Here is a 17,565-nt window from a genome sequence, read left to right on the forward strand (position 1 = left end):
CCCGCACGACCAGGCCGGGGCCGGCCTCCCGGACGGGAGGCCGACCCCTTCGTCGTACCGGGCACGGCGGGCGGCCCGGTGCGGCTCGGCTCGGTGGCGTAGCTCGGCTCGGCTCGCTCGGTGGCGCAGCTCGGCTCGGGCTCGCGCAGTGGCGCAGCTCGGCTCGCTCAGTGGCGCAGCTCGGCGATGCAGCACTTGACGCTGCCGCCGCCCTTCTTCAGCTCGGCCAGCTCGACCGGGACCGGGTGGTAACCGGCCGCCTTCAGCTTCCCGGCCAGCCGCGTCGCCTCGCTGTTGAGCACGACGTTGAGCCCGTCGCTGACCAGGTTCAGGCCGAAGGCCAGCGCGTCCTCGTCGTCCGCGACCACCGCGTCGGGGAAGAGCTGGGCGAGCACCTTCTGGCTGGCCGCCGAGAAGGCGCCCGGGTAGTAGACGACGTTCTCGTCGTCGATCGAGGCGAGCGCCACGTCCAGGTGGTAGAAGCGCGGGTCGACCAGGCGCAGCGACACCACCGGGCGGCCGATCGCCTCCTGCGCCTCGGCGTGCGCCGGCAGCTCGGTGCGGAAGCCGTGCCCGGCGAGGACCAGCCCGCCGTGCGCCTCCGGCAGGTACGCGAAGTCGCCCTCGCCCTCGTTGGTCTCGCTCGGCGCGATGAACCGCCAGCCCCGCGACTCGTAGAACGCCCGGTGCGCGGCGGCCTCGGCGGTCCGCTGCTCGTGCTTGAACTGCGCGCCGTAGACGATGCCGTCGACCACGAACGCGCCGTTGGCCGCGAAGACCATGTCGGGCAGGCCCGGCTCGGGCGTCAGCAGGTGCACCTCGTGGCCGAGACCCACGAGGGTCTCCCGCAGTCGGTCCCACTGCTTGACCGCCAGCTCCGGGTCGACCGGGGTGGTCACGTCCATCCACGGGTTGATCGCGTACTCGACCGCGAAGTGCTCGGGCGAGCACATGAGATATGTCCGCTTTCGCGGGACTCGCTGCTGGTTCACGGTGACCAAGGGTAGGTACCGTGGAACTTTGGTAACAGCCACAACCGTTGCTTCCCAGAGGCGGAACGTTGCAGATAGATGCCGTAGACCAGCGGATCATTGCGTTGCTCGTCGCGGACGCCCGAGCCTCGTACGCGGACATCGGGCAACGGGTCTCGCTCTCCGCCCCGGCGGTCAAGAGGCGGGTCGACCGGCTGCGCTCCACGGGGGTGATCCGGGGCTTCACGGCGGTCGTCGACCCGGCCGCCGTCGGTTGGACCACCGAGGCGTTCGTCGAGTTGTTCTGCGCCGGCCGGACCACCCCGGCCCAGATCGGGGTGGCGACCCGCCGGCACCCGGAGGTGGTGGGCGCGTACACCGTCTCGGGCGAGGCCGACGCGCTGGTGCACCTGCGCGCGGCCGACATCGCGCACCTGGAGGCGGCGCTGGAGCGGCTGCGGGCGGAACCCTTCGTGACCTCCACCCGCAGCACCATCGTGCTGTCCCGCCTGGTCGAGTCCCCGGGCGTCGGCCCCTCCACCGGCTGACCCGGCCCGCCGCCCTCCTTCCGCCCTCCCCGTCTTCGGCGATCTTGCACTTTGTGCCCCGACATGATGGACGTTCGTCGCAAATCGAGGGCAGGAAGCGCAAGATCGCGTGGGCCAGCGGCGGGGGCGGGGCGGGACGGAACCGTGCGCCGGGCCGGCGCGTCGAACCGGCCATGACACGGGGAGCGTACCTACTGGCCGGCGGCACGCTGGCCGCCCTCACCCTGCTCGGCGGGAGCGCCGTCCCGCCGCCGTTGCCCGGTGACCCACCGCCGAGCCACCGGCCGTTCGCGCCGCGGCTGGTCTCCTTCGACTCCTGCGCCGAGGCGCTGGACGGGCTGCGGGCCGCCGCGCGGGCGTCCGTCGGCCCGTGGGGCTTCGCCGACGGCTGGCGTACCGCGTTCGGTGGCCTGCCCAAGGCCGAGGCCGGCGCGCGGGCGTCCGCCGCGGCCGCCCCGGAGCACTCCACCACCAACAACCACGAGGTCGGCGCGGACGAGCCCGACCTGGTCAAGACCGACGGGCGGCGGATCGTCACGGTCCACCGGGGGCTGCTGCGGGTGGTGGACCCGGCCGCTCGGCGGGAGACCGGCCGCCTCGACCTCGGCCGGGCGCTGCCGGATCCGGGGTGGGGGGAGCAGACCCTGCTGCTGCACGGCGACCGCGCGCTGGTGCTCACCCGGGCCAGCACGCTCCGGGAGCCGGCGATGCCGATGCCGGGAAGGCGGATGCCGGCGGGCGTGGCCGCGTCCCACCTGGCCCTGGTCGACCTCGCGGGCGCGCCGCGCGTGCTCGGCACCTACCGCATGGAGGGCGACCTGGTCGACGCCCGGCAGAGCGGCTCCACCGCGCGCGTCGTGGTCCGTAGCCGGCCCTGGCTGGAGTTCCCGCACCTCGAACGTGGCACCGAGGAGTCCCGGACGGCCGCGAACCGCCAGGTCGTCGACCGGGCCGGGGTGGCGGCGTGGCTGCCGGCGTACGAGTGGACGTCCGGCACCCAGCGGCACACCGGCCGGGTCGGCTGCGACCGGCTGAGCCGCCCGCCCGCGTGGTCCGGCACGTCGATGCTGACCGTGCTGAGCTTCGACCTGGCCACCGACCGGCTCGGCGACGGCGACCCGGTCAGCGTCGCCGCCGACGCCACCACGGTCTACGGCACCGGCGCGAGCCTCTACCTGGCGGGCGAGCGGCCGACCACCGGCCGCCCGGGCTCGCTGCGCTGGGACCGGTCCCCCGGCAGGCAGGTCACCGAGATCTACCAGTTCGACACCGCCGCGCCGGGGCGTCCGCGCTACGTCGCCGCCGGCACGGTGCCGGGCTCGCTCGTCAACCAGTACGCCCTCTCCGAGTGGCAGGGGCACCTGCGGGTCGCCACCACCACCGGCGAACCGTGGGCCGCCCGCCCGACGTCCGAGTCCGCCGTGTCGGTGCTGCGCCGCGACGGCGACACCCTGGTGCGGACGGGCTCGGTCGGCGGCCTGGGCCCGGGCGAGCGGATCTGGTCGGTGCGCTTCCTCGGCGGGTCCGCGTACGTGGTCACGTTCCGGCGGACCGACCCGCTCTACGCGGTCGACCTGACCGACCCGACCGCGCCCCGGGTCACCGGCGAGCTGAAGATCACCGGCTACTCGGCGTACCTGCACCCGCTGCCGGAGGGGCGGCTGCTCGGCGTGGGCCAGGAGGCCGACCGGCGGGGGCGGACGCAGGGCGTCCAGGTCTCCCTGTTCGACGTACGCGACCCGGCCCGGCCGACCCGACTCGACCAGTGGCACGTGCCCCGGGCCTACTCCGCGCTGGAGTACGACCCGCACGCCTTCCTGCACCGTCCGGAGACGGGGCTGGTCGCCCTCCCGGTCGGCGACGACGTACGCCTGCTGCGGGTGACCGGGACCGACATCAGCGAGGTCGGCACGGTGTCCCACCCGGGCGACCCGGCCGCGGTGACCCGGTCGCTGCTGGTGGGCGACGTGCTCTGGACCGTCTCGGACGCGGGCCTGCGGGCCACCGACCCGGCGACCGCGCGGAGCCTCGACTGGCTCCCCGTGACCTGATCCTCCCTCCCCGGCGGGTGGGGCCCGGTTTCTCGGGGTTTCCGGGCCTCACCCGCCACCGTCGGGGGGAGGGTGGTCAGAGGTACATGCCGGTGCGGTGCTCGCCCTGCTCGCGCCGGACCGGCTTGTCGCCCTCGCCGAAGAAGCGCTTCCCGCCGAACTCGCCGTGCAGTCGGTCGTCCAGCTCGTCGGCGAGCCCCGTCATCACCTGCACGGCGAGCATGAGGTGGGTGGCCTGGAAGTTGCGGCCGAAGACGGGGATGGACGCCCACACGGTGTCGTCGGCGCAGTAGAGCCGGCCGATCGGCATCCGGTTGGTCAGCTCGGAGAGCTTCACGTAGAGCCGCTCGGTCGGCTCGACCTCGGTGAGCACCGGGGAGAAGACGTCCACCAGCGGCGGATTGTCGCGGACCCGGACGAAGACCATCGCCGAGCCGGCGCGGATGTTGATGTCGCCGTCGGAGTCGACCTGCAACCGGTCCGGCTCCGACTTGAGCATGGTCGAGACGACGGTGCGCACCCGCTCGGCGAGCGCGGCCACGTCGCCCTCCGGGGCCTGGGCGGCGCTCGCCGCGGCGAGCGCCTCGTCCAGGTCGGCCTCGACGTCGCGGTCCGGCCCGAACTCGCTGCGCGCGGTGCCCAGCGGCTCCACCGGCAGCGGCTCGCCCTCGGCGTCGTGGATCAGGTAGACGAGGAAGGCGGGGTGCGGCGCGCCGTAGACGTCGCGCAGCGTCCGGGTGAGCAGGGCCGCCAGCCGGGTCGCGTCGGCGACGCTGCCGTCCAGCCCGAAGTGCTCGCCGGAGCCCTCCACCACGCCCGGCGGCGACCAGCCGAGCGCGATCATGTCCGCCACCGCGGCCCGGTCCAGCCGGTAGCCCTGCGGCAGGGTGGCGTTGCCGACGGCGCGGGCGGCCAGCCTGCCGTCCTCGCCGACGTCGATGCTGACGGAGTAGACGGCGTCGCCGGTGCCGGAGGCGGTGGGGTCGAGGGTCAGCTCGACGTGCGTGCCCATCGGCAGCGCACCCAACCGCTCGGCCAGCGCCCGCGCGAACTCCCGCCACGCCTGGGTCACCTTCGCCCGCAGGTCAGCCGTGGTGGGCTCGTCGAGCAGGATCGGCTCGTGGTGCGCCGGCAGGGTGCCGGGCGAGTCTCCGTGCGGCGCCGAGGGGTGGTCAACCGTCATGATCGCCTCCGTCCGTCCAGGTCACCCTACCCACGGAAGCAGCGGGACGAATCAGGCCGACACCGATCGGACAACGGCGGTCAGGCGGGACCCTCGCCGGGCCGCTCGCCGCCGAGCTCGACCGGCCAGGAGGCGGCCAGCGCGCTGAGCCGGGCCGCCGCGCCGGCCGGGTCCGCGCCCCGGCCGACCGCGAGCCCGAGGAGGTACGCGGTGACGGGCGCGCCCGGGCGCAGCACCTGGTGCGCCACGTCCTTGGCCAGGTCGAGCACGGCCGGCACCGGCACCTGGGCGGGGTCGAGGCCCAGCTCGGCACAGGCCGCCGTCACCCAGTCGTCCATCACCGTCATCGTGCCCACTCCTCCGCCCGGCGTACGTCCTCGTCAGTGTCGCAGTCGAACCAGGGCGGCGGGCCGGCACCGGTCCACGGCACGTCGCGGACCCGCAGCCCGGCGAGCAGCGCCCGGATCGGGGCTCCGGCGAGCGGCGCGGCCCGACCCGGCCCGGCGACGGCACCGTCCCCGGCGGCACCGTCCCGCTCGGCGAGAGTCCGCTCGGCGGCGGCGGCGCGGTCGACGGCGGCGGCGCGCTCGGCGACGGCGGCGCGGTCGACGGCGGCGGCGCGGTCGACGGCGGCGGCGCGGTCGACGGCGGCGGCGCGGTCGACGGCGGCGGCGCGGTCGGCGGCGGCGGGGCGGTCGGCGGCGGCGCGCTCGACGGGAGCCCGCTCGGCGGGAGCCCGCTCGGCGGCGGCGCGGTCGGCGGCGGCGCGGTCGGCGGCGAGGCGGGCCAGGGCGGCGCGCAGCGGGGCCGCCCGCCACACCCCGCAGAGCGTCTGCCGGCGTCCCTCGTCGTCGACGAAGCAGGCCCCGTCGTGGTCGGCGTCGAGCCGGTCGAGCAGCGCGCCGACGGCGGCGCGGGTGAGCAGCGGCAGGTCGGCGGCGAGCAGGGCGACCACCGGCGTACCGGCGTCGACCAGGGCCAGCCCGGCCGCGACGGCGGCGACCGGCCCGCCGCCCGGCGGCTCCTCCCGGGTCACCCGCACCCCGGCGGGCACCACCGCCGGCGGGCCGACGACGACGCGCGGGGCGGCGTCGGCGACGGCGGCCAGCACGCGGTCCCGCATGGGTCGGCCACCGACCGGCCGGGCGGGCTTGTCCAGGCCCCCCATCCGCCGGGCGGCCCCACCCGCCAGCACCACCGCCGCGTACGCGTCCACCCGGCCACGGTAGCCGGCCCACTCCCCGCCGGGAGCGGCGGAACGACCGGCCGGGAGCGGCGGAACGACCCGCCGGGAGCGGCGGAACGACCGGCCGGCGGCACCGCCGTCGCGGAGCGGGAACCCGACCGAGGCCGGGCGAGCCGGCCGAAAGCGACCCCGGGGGCGGCGTGCATCCACATGCGATCATGGGCGACGCCAGGGTCGTGCGGGGAATCACCGGCGGCAGCACGGGCGCCCGCGTGGGGCCCGCCGTCGGCGTCCCGCCGGCCAGGTGACATCCCTCGGCCAGGCACGGGTCGAGGCGAGACAAGGGAGTAACAACAGATGGCGAAGACTCTGCGCCGCCCCCGCCTCCGCAGCCTCGCGGTGGTTGCGGCGGTGGCCGGCGGTGGTGTGCTCGGCCTGGCCGCGCCCGCCCACGCCGACTACACCAGCCCGCTCTACTCGACGCTGAAGGCCTGCAACGCGGCCCGGCCGTCGTACGTCAGCTCGTGGACCTCGCCCGGGCCCTGCTACAAGATGTACAACTGGGACGGCACGAAGCACATCGGCTACTCGTTCCTCGTCCGCACCAGGGCCTGACGACGCACCGTTCACCGGCCACGAGGGCGCCGACGGTGTCGCCCTCGTGGCCGGTGAGCCGGTCCGGCCGGCTGTCGACCGTCGCCGCGCGCCGCCCCGGCCCCGGGGTGCAGGATGGCGGGATGGGACGGGCTACTGACCGGCGCGGCGTGCTCCGCATCGACCTCGACGCGGCGGCGACCGGCCGCCCCTCGGTACGCCGGCAGGACAGCCTCGCCGTGGAGGAGCCGCTGGAGATCCGGGTCGGCCCGGCCGGCCCCGGCCGGCGACGCCCGCTCGCCGTCACCATGCGTACGCCCGGCGACGACCTCGACCTGGCGATCGGCTTCCTGCTGACCGAGGGGCTGATCCGCTCCGCCGACGACGTGCACACCGCGCAGCTCTGCGCCGGCGCGGAGACGCCCAACACGTACAACGTGGTGGACGTGGTGCTGGCCCCCGGCGTGCCCGAGCCGGCCGCCGACCCGACCCGGTACTTCCACACCACCAGCGCCTGTGGGGTGTGCGGCAAGGCGAGCATCGACGCGGTGCGTACCCGATCGCTCTTCGCGGTGGGCGACGACCCGCTGACGGTGCCGGCGGCGGTCCTGGCCGAACTGCCGCAGCGGCTACGCGCGGCGCAGCGCGGCTTCGACCGCACGGGCGGGCTGCACGCGGCGGGCCTGTTCACGGCCGACGGCGAGCTGGTCGTGCTGCGCGAGGACGTCGGCCGGCACAACGCCGTCGACAAGGTGGTCGGCTGGGCGGTCCGCGAGCGGCGGCTGCCGCTGGCCGGGCACGTGCTGCTGGTCTCCGGGCGGGCGAGCTTCGAGCTGACCCAGAAGGCGTGGATGGCGGGCGCGCCGCTGCTGGCGGCGGTCTCCGCGCCGAGCACCCTGGCGGCGGAACTGGCCGAGGAGGCCGGGCTGACGCTGGTCGGCTTCCTACGCGACCGGGCCATGAACGTCTACGCCCATCCCCGGCGGGTCACAACCTGATCCACGTGTCGAACAGCCCCAGCCGGACGGCGGCGTCCCGGGCCAGCAGGAACCCGGCGATGCCGAAGATCCAGCCCAGCATGCCGCCGGAACTGCGCGCGATCCAGGCGTTGAGCCGGGCCAGCACCGGCTCGACCAGCCTCGGCCAGGCCACCCGGGCGGCCAGCAGCAGCACCGCCGGCAGCACCATCACCAGGCAGTAGCCGGCGAGCAGGCCCACCACGCTCCCCGCGCCGAGCCCGGAGGTGGTCAGCAGGCCGACCGCGCCGAGGTACGGCAGCATCGTCGCCACCTCGGCGAGCGCCGCGAGCAGCGCCAGCCCGACCAGCCAGCGCACCGAGGAGTTCCCGCCGGCGACCCGGTCCCGCCACCGCAGCACCCCGCCGCCGCGCGGGCGGCGCTTGCCGTCGTAGCGGAAACTCAGCGCGAACAGGCCGACCCCGAGGGCGAGCTGCGCCCAGAGCACCGGCCGGTTGTCCATCGCCCCGCCGAGTACGTCGGCCAGCCGGGCGCCGCCGAGGACCAGCACCAGCCCGACGGCGAAGTAGAACGCGGTGATCGTGCCGAGGTAGGCCAGGATCCGTCCGACGCTGACCCTGCCGGGAGCCAGCAGCAGCCAGACCGGGATGAAGAGCGTGCCGATGCTGGTGCTGTCGACCAGGGCCAGGCCCGCGAGCGAGAGGAGCAGTCCGGCGCTCATGCCGGACCATGCAGGAGTAGCGGCATGTGATCATTCTCGGCCGGCGCGGAGCCGGTCGGGTCGCCCCGCGGGACGAACGTCGGCTACATCCTTCGAGGGACCCGCGCCGCGCCGGCTATCCGCGCGCCCGCGCCCACGAGGTGAAACGGTCGGTCAGGTCGCCCGGCGTCGGGGCGCGGTCCAGCGCCGCGAGCTGCTCGCCCGCCTCGGCCTGGAGGGTCGCCAGGTGAACCAGCAGCGCCGGCCGGTCCGTCCGGTACTCGGCGAGCAGCCGCAGCTTCGCCGCCGAACACGGCCAGGCGATGCCGCAGGCCGCACACCGCCAGGTGGGCCGGGTGGGCAGGTGCTCGCGCCGGCGGCTCACCGGTCCACCACCCGGACCCGGTCGACGCGGACGAACGCGAAGCGTTCGCGGGGGGCCCGCGTGCCGTCCTCGCGTACGCCGTGGCCGCGCAGCTCGGCCCACTCGTGCCCCTCGAACGGGCCCCGACTGATCACCTCGGTGACGGCCAGGATCAGCGGCCCGGTGCCGAAGCGGTACGCGTCCTCGGGGACGCGGATCGTCATGCCTGCCGCCAGGTGCACCACGGCGAACCCTCCCTCGTGCGTGCCTTGGACCGGGGTCGCCCCGCCCTCCCCGTCGGGACGACCCCCGCTGACGCGGCCGCCGGGTCACCGCCTCCACCGACCGCGCCGCCACGACACCCACCTTGCCGAGGGTTGTGAATCGAACACACTGCGTTGCAGTATGTGATTCGGATGTTCGGGACGTTCGACGAGAGGCGCGGGATGAACCAGGCCGTACGGGCAGCCATGGCCGAGGTGGGCGAGACGGCGGAGAGCCTCGCTGCTCAAATCGGTGTCGACCCGAAAACCGCCGCGCGGTGGGTAAGCCACGGACGGATTCCCCAGACCCGCCATCGGGCCCAGGTGGCCGCGATCCTCAAGAAGGACGTTGTCGAGCTGTGGCCGGACGTTCTGCGGCCACGCGAACCAGCCTGGTTCCGGCCGTGGACCGACATCGAGCGCGAGGCGGTCGGCCTTCGGTGCTACGAGTCATCCGTCATCCCAGGGCTGTTACAGACAGAGGCCTACGCCCGCGCGGTCCTCATGAGCGGTCCGCTGATCGCGGACGCCGCGACCCACGTCGAAACGCGCCTACGGCGACAGGCCGCCGTCTTCGAACGCTCCCGCTCGCCGCTGGCAGTCTTCGTCATCGACGAGGCGGCCCTGCGTCGAGGCGACCCCGACATCATGCATCCGCAGCTTGATCACCTCGCGACGATGGCTCAGCGACCGCACGTGATGGTGCACGTCATCCCGCTCGGCGCGGGGCTGCATCCCGGTCAGGCCGGGCCGTTCGTCATAGCCACCACAATGGATGGCGAAGATGTCGGCTACCTGGACGACCAGGCCGCCGGGCGCATCACAAACGACGTTGCTCCACTCCGGGCGGTCTGGGATACCGTGAGGTCGGTAGCGCTTCCGCGAGACCAGTCCATCGACTTCTTGAGAGCGCGAGCATGGCTGACCTGACCGGCGCCCGTTGGCGCAAGAGCACCCGCAGCAGCTCCAACGGCGGCAACTGCGTCGAGGTCGCCGGCAATCTTCCTGGCGTCGTGGCCGTCCGCGACTCCAAGGACCCGTCCGGCCCGGCGCTCACCTTCGCGCCGGCGGCGTGGCGCGCCTTCGTCACCCGGCTGGATCGGTGCCTCCCGCCGAGCCGACAGCCGAGCTAGGGGCGGGGCCCGATCGGGAACCTGCCCCGGCGGATCTGCCAGTGCCGCCCGGCCGCGAGGTGGTCGACGATCGCGCGCTGGAGCACGGTGCGGCGCGGCAGCCGGTCGAGCGGCGTGGTCAGGCTGCGGAACACGAACCGCAGCACCTCGACGTCGGCGTCCAACCCCTCCGGCTCCTCGTAGGGTTCCAGCTCGAACATCCGCTGGAACCGGACGATGTTGGAATCCTCGGGCAGGTATTCCAGCAGTTGCGGGTCGAGCAGCCACGAGCCGCAGGCGAACGCCGTGTAGTGCTCGTCGGGAAAATGGCGCGGGAAGAACGCGCGGGCCTCGTCGAGCGACGCCGCGACCGCCTCCGGGGTCATCGGCCCCGACTCGGGGATGTGCAGGTCGAGGGCGGTGCCGCCGCGCTGGTATTGCAGCCGGCCCAGCTCGTAGAGGCCGCCGCGCGCGTGCAGGGTGAGCCAGCTCTGCATGACCGGCCAGCCCTCGCGGCGCATCCGCCGGTCGATCGCGAGGTTGCGGCCCAGGTCGGCGAGGGTCGCCCAGGACACGGCGTCGGGGATGCCGTGGTCGCGGTGGTATCCCCGGACGACGTCGACCAGGGCCAGGTAGGCGTACACGTAGAGATGCCGCCAGGCGGGGCCCCGGTCGCGCGGCAGCTCAGGGCCGGGCAACAGCCAGTTGTGGCCCCCGAGGTCGGCGCGGACCAGCGCGATCGAGCGGTCGAGCAGCCAGCGCAGCTCGGGCGTCCACAGCGGAGAGCCGGGATCGGGCCAGCCCGCCATGATCTCGGCGGCGTCGTCCGGCCGCACCGCGAGCCGGTCGAGGAGCGCGGGCGCGTCGGCCTTGGCGGGCATCGGGGCCGACGGCCCGTCACCGGCGAGCCGGTGCACGCGCTCGACGTCCTCGACGGGCACCCCCAGCCGGGCGGCGGTGTCGTCCAGGTCCACGCGGCCGACCCTACCGGCCGGCCGGTGTCTTCGACGTCCCGTGCCGCTCGGGCGGATTCCGCTGCGGCGGCCGGCTCCGCCCACACGTCGCGCCGGTCATGGACGCCCGTTCCTACGGCTTGTCGTCGCCCAAGCTGCAGCTTGACGACCGATTCCGTCAAGAATTGACGATGTGTCGGCGATGACAGCGCTCAAGAGTGGGGTAACGTGACCCCGTGCTGATCAGGTTCGAGGCCAGCAACTACCGGTCGATAGCCAAGGGTGTCGAGCTGTCGATGGTGGCTGTGGACCGCGATCGCGAGGCAGCCCGGGAGGTGCCCCGCATCGGTGAGAGCCTCCTGACACTCGCTGCGGTCTACGGACCGAACGCGTCCGGCAAGTCGAACGTCGTCGGCGCACTCGCCTGGTTGCGGGACGCCGTAGAGGATTCGGTCCGACTGTGGGAGGACGACATTCCGCTGGAGCCCTTCGCCTTCGGGACAGGGCCGGCCAGGTCCAGCGAGTTCGTCATCGAGACGACGGTCGACGGTGTGCGCTTCGAGTACGTCTTGGAGATTGACGCCAGCCAGGTCCTGTACGAGGGCCTTTTCCACTATCCGGAGAAGAAGCGCCGCCGGATCTTCGAGCGTGAGGGCTCCGACCTCAAGCTCCAGCGCGGCCTCGGAGCCTTGTCTGGTACCCGGGAACTCCTCACCGAGCGGACGCTCGCGCTGTCTGTCGCACGGCGGTTCGAGGAACCGCTCGTATCGGACTTCGCCAAGGGCATCCTCCGCATCCAGGTGCTCGGTCAGGCACCGCGTCGCGGCCGTCCTGGTGCCTCTTTCCTGAGCAGCCTCCTGAAGTCGAATCGACGGCTCTCGAGCAGGACCGACACGGGCCGCTGGTTCGACGGTCCGGACGACGACCAGCCCTCACTCTTCGCCCTCGGGGACGACGAGGAAGGCAGATGGCCCACGTTGAGCAGGCGCGAACAGGCGTTGGCGCTGCTACGACTTGCTGACCTGGGCATCCAGGACGTCGTCGTCGACGAGCAGGAAGTGGTCTACGCCAACTCGGGTGAAACCCGGACCCAACGTCGACTACGTCTCGTCCACCGGTCCGGCGACGACTTCGCGCCGCTCGACTTCATGGCGGAGTCGGAAGGAACGAGAACGTGGTTCGGGCTGATCGGCCCCGTGTTGACAGCACTACAGTCCGGATCGATCGTCATCTTCGACGAATTGGACGCCAGCCTGCATCCGACCCTGTCCGCAGAGCTCCTCCGCGTCTTCCGCAGCCCCGTCACGAATCCCCACGGAGCACAGCTCGTCTTCACCTCCCACGACACCAGCCTGCTCAACCATCTCAACCGGGACGAGGTCTGGCTCACCGAGAAGCGGATCGACGGCTCCACCCGGCTCGGTGCGCTCGCTGAGTTCGCCGGCGAGCGGGTACGCAAATCGCAGAACCTGGAGAACGCCTACCTGCATGGCCGATTTGGCGCACTTCCCCAGGTCGACCAGGCCGAGTTCCTACGAGCGCTAGGTCTGATCGGTTGACGACGATCAGACAACGCCGTCGTGGGGCGAAGTCCCTGAAACGGACGATCGCCAGCCGCCGAGAACTACGCACGGTCGTCGTGTTCTGCGAAGGTAAGAACTCCGAGCCGGACTACATCAACGGATTGAAGAGGCTACCCGAGGTAGCGGGCAACACTGCCCTGAACCTGGAACTGCACCCGCACCAGGGTGTCCCACTCACCCTGGTGAGGATGGCAGCGGACCGACTCGCCGACCCGGAGGTGGACGAATGCTGGTGCATATTCGACACCGAGTGGCCGAAGAACCATCCGAACCTGTTCGACGCCAGGCAGCTCGCCCAGGCCAAAGGTATCGGTCTGGTCATCTCGAACCCCTGCTTCGAGCTCTGGCTCATCCTGCATCACCGCGACTTCACGAAGTTCGTCAGCACCGCCGATGCGGAGAGTCTGAGCCGCAAGCTTGACGGCCGAGCCGGGAAGAGCATCGACAGTGCCGTCTACATGCCGTTACGGCGGCAGGCAGCTCGCCGAGCCGAACGTCTGGAGCAGTCCCACCTACGCAACGGCACCGCCTTCCCAAACGACAATCCGGCTTCCGGGATGCACCACTTCCTGCGAGCGATAGAGCAGGGGTAGGCGGCGAACGAGCCGTCGAGCCGTGCGCGTCGGCCCGCTCACCGGGGGCCGCCCCGGCTGCGCCTGCGGCGTACGACGCCCGGGGTGTCGACGGCCGGCCAGCCGTCCAGCTCGGACGGTGGCACGCCCCGGCGCAGCAGGTCGTCGAGGAGCAGCGCAAGCGGGTAGTCGGGGTGCTCGGCCAGGCCCCGCTCCAGGGCCACCGCCGCCAGCGCGCCCTGCCCCGCCCGCCAGGCCGCGAACGCCAGCAACGCGGCCGGCGCGGCGGTCAGCTCCGGCTCGGCTCGGCGCAGCACGTCGGCCCAGAGCGCGATGTCCTCGTCGCGCCCGTCGGTGCGTTCCCAGGCGTGGTCGCGTACCGGCACGTGGGTCAGCAGCAGGCTGAGCCAGGCCACCTCGTCGTCGCCGAGCGGCTGCCCCCGCCGGTGCCGGCGCAGCGCGCCGCGTACGGCCGCCGCCCCGGTGGCCCGGACCGCCCGCCCGCTGCGCAGGTCCGCCGTCGGGGCCCGGTGCAGCAGGGCCGCCAGGCGCCGCTCGGCGCGGGCGGTGGCCCGGCGTACGGCCGAGCGGGCCGGACCGGTGACCGGGGCGACCTGCGCGACGAGGGCGGCCCGGTCGGGCAGGGCGACCTGGCCGGCGAAGACGGCCGCCGCGCTGACCTCGCTGACGCCGGCGTCGAAGGGCCTGCCCTCCGGCGGGCAGCACTCCGGCTCGGTGCAGACGTACGACCAGTAGCGGCCCCCGGTGACGCGGAGGGCGTCGAGCACGGGCAGCCCGGCCCCGGTCAGCGCGGCGCGCACGGCGTCGACCGCCGGGGTGACCCGGGCGGCCGGGCCGTAGCCCACGACGGTGGCGGTCTCGGCGCACTGCCGGGCGACGACGCCGGCGAGGTGCCGGGCGGCGTCGCCCGGGTCGGCGAGGTCGGGCAGGTCGGCGCGGGCGGCGAAGGTGATCCGGCGGGCCCGCATCGCCACCACGACGACGCTGTCGGTCGGATGGAAGCCGAGCAGGTAGGGCACGGCGGCGATGAGGTCGGCCGGGGAGCGGACGGTGAGGCGGGGACGGTCGGTCGGGGTCATGGCTGGCAGCCTGCGACCCGGGCCGGGCCGCTCGCCGCCCCTGTGGACGACACGCGGTTCATCCACAGACACGGAGCGTATTGTCGCAGCTCGGCCCGCTCACGCCCCCGCGGGCGGGGCGCTTCCCGGCCGGTCCGCCACCAGGGACGCCAGCTCGCTGCGGGAGCCGACGCCCAGCTTCGGATACGCCTTGTAGAGGTGGTAGCCGACGGTGCGGGGGCTCAGGAAGAGCTGGGCGCCGATCTCCCGGTTGCTCAGTCCCCGGGCCGCCAACTGCACCACCTGGTGTTCCTGCGGCGTCAACCGCCGCACGGCGTCCGAGTCGGCGGCCCGGACGCTCTCCCCGGCGGCGCGCAGCTCGGCGCGCGCCCGCGCGCTCCACGGCCGGGCCCGGAGCCGGTCGAAGATCTCCAGCGCGGAGTGCAGCACGATCCGCGCCTCGCTGATCCGGCGCGCGCGGCGCAGCCACTCGCCGTGCAGCAGCTCGGTGCGGGCCCGTTCGAACGGCGGGCCGCCCTGCCGGTGCAGCGCGACGGCCTGGGCGTACTGGTCGTCGGCGTTGCCGGTCAGCAGCGCCTCGCACCGCAGCGCGACCGCCCGCGTCCACGGCTGCCGGACGTGCGCGGCCCATTCGGCGTACCGCCGGGCGGCGGGCCGCCCGTCCGCCGGCCGGTCCGCCCGCACCGCGGCCTCCACCAGGTCGGGAAGGCTGGCCATCGCGCCGCCCCGGTGCCGCGCGGCCAGCACCCCGGAGAGCCGGGCGAAGGCCGACTCGTACCGGCCGAGGCCCAGCTCAAGCAGGCTCAGCGCGCCCGCCGCGTGGACGTTGCCCGGCGTCACGCCGCGCGCGATCGGCTCGGCGGTCAGCTCCGCGCACCGCTGCTCGTCGCCCCGGATCGCGGCCAGGGCGGCCAGCACGGTGTCCAGGTAGACGGCGTGCCGGCGCTGCCCGGTGTCGGCGGCGATCCGCAGCCCCTCCGTGGCGCTGGCCTCCGCGTCGTCGTGCCGGCCCGACATGAGCTGGGCGCGGGCGAGCAGCGGGAGCACCGACGCCAGCAGGCCGGCGGCGCCCTGCTGGCGGGCCGTGTCGGCCAGGCGTCCCGCGATGTCGTACGCGCTGTCGAGGTCGGCCAGCATGAGGCGCCACCAGCCGACGTCGAGCAGCTCCAGGTGCTGCGCGCAGCCGGTCGTCTCTCCGACCAGCACCCGCAGCGGTTCCACGGAGGCGTCGGAGAGGGCGTGCTGCGCGGCGAACACCCGGGACAGCGCGGTGACGAGGTGGGCGCTCGGTACCCCCAGTTCCTCGGCCCGCGCGGCGGTGCGCTCCAGCGCGCCGAGGTCGTCGGCGTGGGCCGCCGCCCGGCCGGCGCGGAAGAGCAGGTGACCGGCCCGGCGCGGGTCGAGGGAGGCCACCGCCAGGGCGGCGTCGGAGAGCAGCCGGTGGGCCTCCTTCGGGCGGTCCCGCGAGTCGAGCACCGTGGCGCGGACCAGGGCGATGTCGGCCAGTTGCACGGGATCGGCGACGTGGTCGGCGGCCTGGTCGGCCAGCGCCGCGGCCCGGTCCAGCTGGCCGGCGTCGGCGGCCGCCTCGGCGGCGGTGGTCAGCCACCGTCCGCACCGCGCCCGGTCGGCGGTGAGCGCGGCGGCCCGCTCGTACATCGCCGAGGCCGCCGCGCTCACCCGGGGCGTCCCGGTGCGGGCGGCGGTCTCCAGCGCCTGCGCCGCCTCCTCGTCCGGCCCGACGGCCATCGCCGACCGGTGCCAGGCGTACGAGCAGGTGTCGCCCCGGGCCGCGTAGACCGCCGCGAGCGCCCCGTGCGCCGCCGCCCGGCCGCCGGCCTCCGCGGTATCCCGCACCGCCGTACGCACCAGCGGATGGCGGAACACCAGCCGGCCCTCCGTCAGCCGCACGAGCTGCGCCTGCTCGGCGGGGGCGAGGTCGGCGCGGGCGCAGCCGAGGCGCTCGGCGGCCGAGAACACCACGGCGGCGTCGGCGGTGGACGCGACGGCGGCGACGCCGAGCAGCCGCCGGGTCGCCTCGGGCAGCCGCCGCACCCGCTCGGCGAAGACCTGGTGCAGCCGCTGGTAGCGCGAGGACGGCACCCGCCGGGGCTCGCCGTCGAGCGGCAGTTCCAGCAGGGCGAGCGGGTTGCCCTGCGCCTCGTTGAGCAGGTCGGACCGGAGGTAGCCGGGCACCGGCTCCGGCCGCTGCGCGACCAGGGCGGCGGCGGACGCCTCGTCCAGCGGCCCGACCGGCAGCTCCGGCAGGCCGGCCGGGTCGAACGGGGACTGCTCGTCGGCGCGGGTCGCGACGACCACCGCGATCGCCTCGGCGTCGAGCCGACGCACGGCGAAGAGCAGCGCCTCCGCCGAGGCCCGGTCGAGCCAGTGCGCGTCGTCGACCAGGCAGAGCAGCGGGCGCTCCTCGGCCAGCTCGGCGAGCAGGCTCAGCACGGCCAGCCCGACCAGGAACCGGTTGCCGTCGCCGCCGGCCTCCTGCCCGAGCGCCGCCCGCAGCGCCCGGGCCTGCGGCGCGGGCAGGGCGTCCAGCCGGCCGGTCTCCCGGCCGAGGAGCAGGTGCAGGCCGGCGTAGGGAAGGCCCGCCTCCGACTCGATGCCGTCGGTGCGCAGCACCCGCATGTCGCCGGCCAGGTGGGCGGCGTGGTCGAGCAGCGCGGACTTGCCGATCCCGGCCTCGCCCCGCAGCACGAGCACCCCGCTGCGCCCGGCCCGCGCCTGCCGGAGCAGCGTGTCGATCCGGGCGATCTCGGCGGTCCGACCGTGCAGCACGGGAGCCAAGGCTACGCGGCCACGGTCGCGCTCATCGCCTGGTACAGGGTCTCCTCCGACAGCGCGCCGTGCAGCGTACGGCCGGCGAAGCGGAACACCGGCACCCCGCGTACGCCCTCGGCGCGCACCCGGGCCAGCTCGGCGCGTACGTCCTCGTCGTCGCCGTCCCGCCAGGCGACGCCGACCTCGTCGGCGAGCCGGCGCAGCGTGACCGGGTCGGCGATGTTGAGTTCGTCGGTGTGGTGGGCGCGGAACAGCCGCTCCACCATCGCCTCGCCCCGCCCCTGCCCGGCGGCCACCGCGATCAGGCGGTGCGCGGGCAGCGTGTCGCTCCACACGGCGTGGCGGTGCCGGAACGTCAGCCCCTCGCTGGCCGCCTTCGACTCCATGCCGGCGACGGCGTCGTCCGCCTCGGCACCGAACGCCCGGCGCAGCACGTCGATCTTCGGTTCCCCGTCGGCCGTGGCGCGCGGGTCCAGTTGGAACGGTCGGAACCGCACGGTCACCTCCCCGCCCTCGGCGCGGATCCGCGCCACCGCGCGCTGGAACCGGGCGTAGGCGAAGTACGACCACACGCACGGCACGTCGAAGACGAACTCCACGTCCATCGTCTGCGCT

The 17,565-nt window shown here is 74.5% G+C and carries 19 protein-coding genes; 8 read left to right on the top strand and 11 right to left on the bottom strand.

Annotated features, from left to right (window positions below; genetic code table 11):
- Positions 1-167 precede the first annotated feature (167 nt).
- Positions 168-1,001 carry a dimethylargininase gene (gene ddaH, locus ACWENR_RS16255; protein WP_452277793.1) on the bottom strand — a complete coding sequence of 278 codons (834 nt, stop codon included), beginning with the start codon at positions 999-1,001 and terminating at the stop codon, positions 168-170.
- A gap of 59 nt (positions 1,002-1,060) precedes the next feature.
- On the opposite strand from ddaH, the gene ACWENR_RS16260 reads away from it, so the two are divergent.
- Positions 1,061-1,519, top strand: coding sequence for an Lrp/AsnC family transcriptional regulator (locus ACWENR_RS16260; RefSeq protein WP_452277794.1), 459 nt, complete (start codon positions 1,061-1,063; stop codon positions 1,517-1,519).
- Between the two features lie 173 nt (positions 1,520-1,692).
- Positions 1,693-3,570, top strand: a complete 1,878-nt coding sequence (locus ACWENR_RS16265; protein WP_452277795.1) for a beta-propeller domain-containing protein — start codon at positions 1,693-1,695, stop codon at positions 3,568-3,570.
- A gap of 76 nt (positions 3,571-3,646) precedes the next feature.
- Here ACWENR_RS16265 and ACWENR_RS16270 read toward each other — a convergent pair whose 3' ends face one another.
- The 3 genes from ACWENR_RS16270 to ACWENR_RS16280 all read right to left on the bottom strand — a co-directional run bounded on the left by ACWENR_RS16270 (position 3,647) and on the right by ACWENR_RS16280 (position 5,969).
- On the bottom strand, positions 3,647-4,753 hold the full coding sequence (locus ACWENR_RS16270; protein WP_452277796.1) for a T3SS (YopN, CesT) and YbjN peptide-binding chaperone 1: 1,107 nt from the start codon (positions 4,751-4,753) through the stop codon (positions 3,647-3,649).
- Between the two features lie 80 nt (positions 4,754-4,833).
- Positions 4,834-5,100, bottom strand: a complete 267-nt coding sequence (locus ACWENR_RS16275) for a DUF6457 domain-containing protein (RefSeq protein WP_452277797.1) — start codon at positions 5,098-5,100, stop codon at positions 4,834-4,836.
- Positions 5,097-5,969, bottom strand: coding sequence for an NTP transferase domain-containing protein (locus ACWENR_RS16280; protein ID WP_452277798.1), 873 nt, complete (start codon positions 5,967-5,969; stop codon positions 5,097-5,099). The genes ACWENR_RS16275 and ACWENR_RS16280 overlap by 4 nt, the downstream gene beginning before the upstream one ends.
- A 327-nt stretch (positions 5,970-6,296) precedes the next feature.
- Between ACWENR_RS16280 and ACWENR_RS16285 the strand changes: the two genes are divergently transcribed.
- Positions 6,297-6,554, top strand: coding sequence for a hypothetical protein (locus ACWENR_RS16285; RefSeq protein ID WP_452277799.1), 258 nt, complete (start codon positions 6,297-6,299; stop codon positions 6,552-6,554).
- Between the two features lie 122 nt (positions 6,555-6,676).
- The gene (fdhD, locus tag ACWENR_RS16290; RefSeq protein WP_452277800.1) at positions 6,677-7,531 is read left to right on the top strand and encodes a formate dehydrogenase accessory sulfurtransferase FdhD; all 855 of its coding nucleotides are present in this window, start codon (positions 6,677-6,679) and stop codon (positions 7,529-7,531) included.
- Here fdhD and ACWENR_RS16295 read toward each other — a convergent pair.
- The 3 genes from ACWENR_RS16295 to ACWENR_RS16305 all read right to left on the bottom strand — a co-directional run bounded on the left by ACWENR_RS16295 (position 7,521) and on the right by ACWENR_RS16305 (position 8,819).
- Positions 7,521-8,231: a GAP family protein gene (locus ACWENR_RS16295; RefSeq protein WP_452277801.1), complete on the bottom strand. Its 711-nt coding sequence runs from the start codon at positions 8,229-8,231 to the stop codon at positions 7,521-7,523. The genes fdhD and ACWENR_RS16295 overlap by 11 nt on opposite strands.
- 115 nt (positions 8,232-8,346) lie before the next feature.
- Positions 8,347-8,595, bottom strand: coding sequence for a flavin reductase (locus tag ACWENR_RS16300; protein WP_452277802.1), 249 nt, complete (start codon positions 8,593-8,595; stop codon positions 8,347-8,349).
- Positions 8,592-8,819, bottom strand: a complete 228-nt coding sequence (locus ACWENR_RS16305) for a hypothetical protein (RefSeq protein ID WP_452277803.1) — start codon at positions 8,817-8,819, stop codon at positions 8,592-8,594. The genes ACWENR_RS16300 and ACWENR_RS16305 overlap by 4 nt, the downstream gene beginning before the upstream one ends.
- Before the next feature lie 201 nt (positions 8,820-9,020).
- Here ACWENR_RS16305 and ACWENR_RS16310 point away from each other — a divergent pair, with 201 nt between their 5' ends.
- Together ACWENR_RS16310 and ACWENR_RS16315 are read left to right on the top strand one after the other, a co-directional pair.
- Positions 9,021-9,767, top strand: coding sequence for a DUF5753 domain-containing protein (locus ACWENR_RS16310; protein ID WP_452277819.1), 747 nt, complete (start codon positions 9,021-9,023; stop codon positions 9,765-9,767).
- Positions 9,755-9,970, top strand: a complete 216-nt coding sequence (locus ACWENR_RS16315; protein ID WP_452277804.1) for a DUF397 domain-containing protein — start codon at positions 9,755-9,757, stop codon at positions 9,968-9,970. The genes ACWENR_RS16310 and ACWENR_RS16315 overlap by 13 nt, the downstream gene beginning before the upstream one ends.
- Here the strand turns inward: ACWENR_RS16315 and ACWENR_RS16320 are convergent.
- Positions 9,967-10,923, bottom strand: a complete 957-nt coding sequence (locus ACWENR_RS16320; RefSeq protein ID WP_452277805.1) for an acyltransferase domain-containing protein — start codon at positions 10,921-10,923, stop codon at positions 9,967-9,969. The two genes, ACWENR_RS16315 and ACWENR_RS16320, sit on opposite strands and share 4 nt — an antisense overlap.
- Before the next feature lie 215 nt (positions 10,924-11,138).
- Here ACWENR_RS16320 and ACWENR_RS16325 point away from each other — a divergent pair, with 215 nt between their 5' ends.
- On the top strand, positions 11,139-12,461 hold the full coding sequence (locus ACWENR_RS16325) for an AAA family ATPase (protein ID WP_452277806.1): 1,323 nt from the start codon (positions 11,139-11,141) through the stop codon (positions 12,459-12,461).
- Positions 12,458-13,078 (top strand): RloB family protein, encoded by a 621-nt coding sequence (locus ACWENR_RS16330; RefSeq protein ID WP_452277807.1) that lies wholly within the window; start codon positions 12,458-12,460, stop codon positions 13,076-13,078. The genes ACWENR_RS16325 and ACWENR_RS16330 overlap by 4 nt, the downstream gene beginning before the upstream one ends.
- A gap of 38 nt (positions 13,079-13,116) precedes the next feature.
- On the opposite strand, the gene ACWENR_RS16335 is transcribed toward ACWENR_RS16330, so the two are convergent.
- The 3 genes from ACWENR_RS16335 to ACWENR_RS16345 form a co-directional block, all read right to left on the bottom strand.
- Entirely contained in the window at positions 13,117-14,157 is a 1,041-nt protein-coding gene (locus tag ACWENR_RS16335; RefSeq protein ID WP_452277808.1) for a DUF4192 domain-containing protein, read from the bottom strand.
- A gap of 99 nt (positions 14,158-14,256) precedes the next feature.
- The gene (locus ACWENR_RS16340) at positions 14,257-16,947 is read right to left on the bottom strand and encodes a helix-turn-helix transcriptional regulator (protein ID WP_452277809.1); all 2,691 of its coding nucleotides are present in this window, start codon (positions 16,945-16,947) and stop codon (positions 14,257-14,259) included.
- 11 nt (positions 16,948-16,958) lie between these two features.
- Complete coding sequence (locus ACWENR_RS16345; protein WP_452277810.1) at positions 16,959-17,555, bottom strand: DsbA family oxidoreductase; 597 nt, start codon at positions 17,553-17,555, stop codon at positions 16,959-16,961.
- Between the last annotated feature and the right edge of the window lie 10 nt (positions 17,556-17,565).

The sequence above is a fragment of the Micromonospora sp. NPDC004336 genome (assembly GCF_053602615.1).

Excerpts from the sequence above, each read along its gene's own strand:
- ACWENR_RS16285 (WP_452277799.1), top strand. The coding sequence starts at position 6,297 with ATGGCGAAGACTCTGCGCCGCCCCCGCCTCCGCAGCCTCGCGGTGGTT.
- ACWENR_RS16295 (WP_452277801.1), bottom strand. The coding sequence starts at position 8,231 with ATGAGCGCCGGACTGCTCCTCTCGCTCGCGGGCCTGGCCCTGGTCGAC.
- ACWENR_RS16315 (WP_452277804.1), top strand. The coding sequence starts at position 9,755 with ATGGCTGACCTGACCGGCGCCCGTTGGCGCAAGAGCACCCGCAGCAGC.
- ACWENR_RS16310 (WP_452277819.1), top strand. The coding sequence starts at position 9,021 with ATGAACCAGGCCGTACGGGCAGCCATGGCCGAGGTGGGCGAGACGGCG.
- ACWENR_RS16275 (WP_452277797.1), bottom strand. The coding sequence starts at position 5,100 with ATGACGGTGATGGACGACTGGGTGACGGCGGCCTGTGCCGAGCTGGGC.
- fdhD (WP_452277800.1), top strand. The coding sequence starts at position 6,677 with ATGGGACGGGCTACTGACCGGCGCGGCGTGCTCCGCATCGACCTCGAC.
- ACWENR_RS16265 (WP_452277795.1), top strand. The coding sequence starts at position 1,693 with ATGACACGGGGAGCGTACCTACTGGCCGGCGGCACGCTGGCCGCCCTC.
- ACWENR_RS16335 (WP_452277808.1), bottom strand. The coding sequence starts at position 14,157 with ATGACCCCGACCGACCGTCCCCGCCTCACCGTCCGCTCCCCGGCCGAC.
- ACWENR_RS16270 (WP_452277796.1), bottom strand. The coding sequence starts at position 4,753 with ATGACGGTTGACCACCCCTCGGCGCCGCACGGAGACTCGCCCGGCACC.
- ACWENR_RS16345 (WP_452277810.1), bottom strand. The coding sequence starts at position 17,555 with ATGGACGTGGAGTTCGTCTTCGACGTGCCGTGCGTGTGGTCGTACTTC.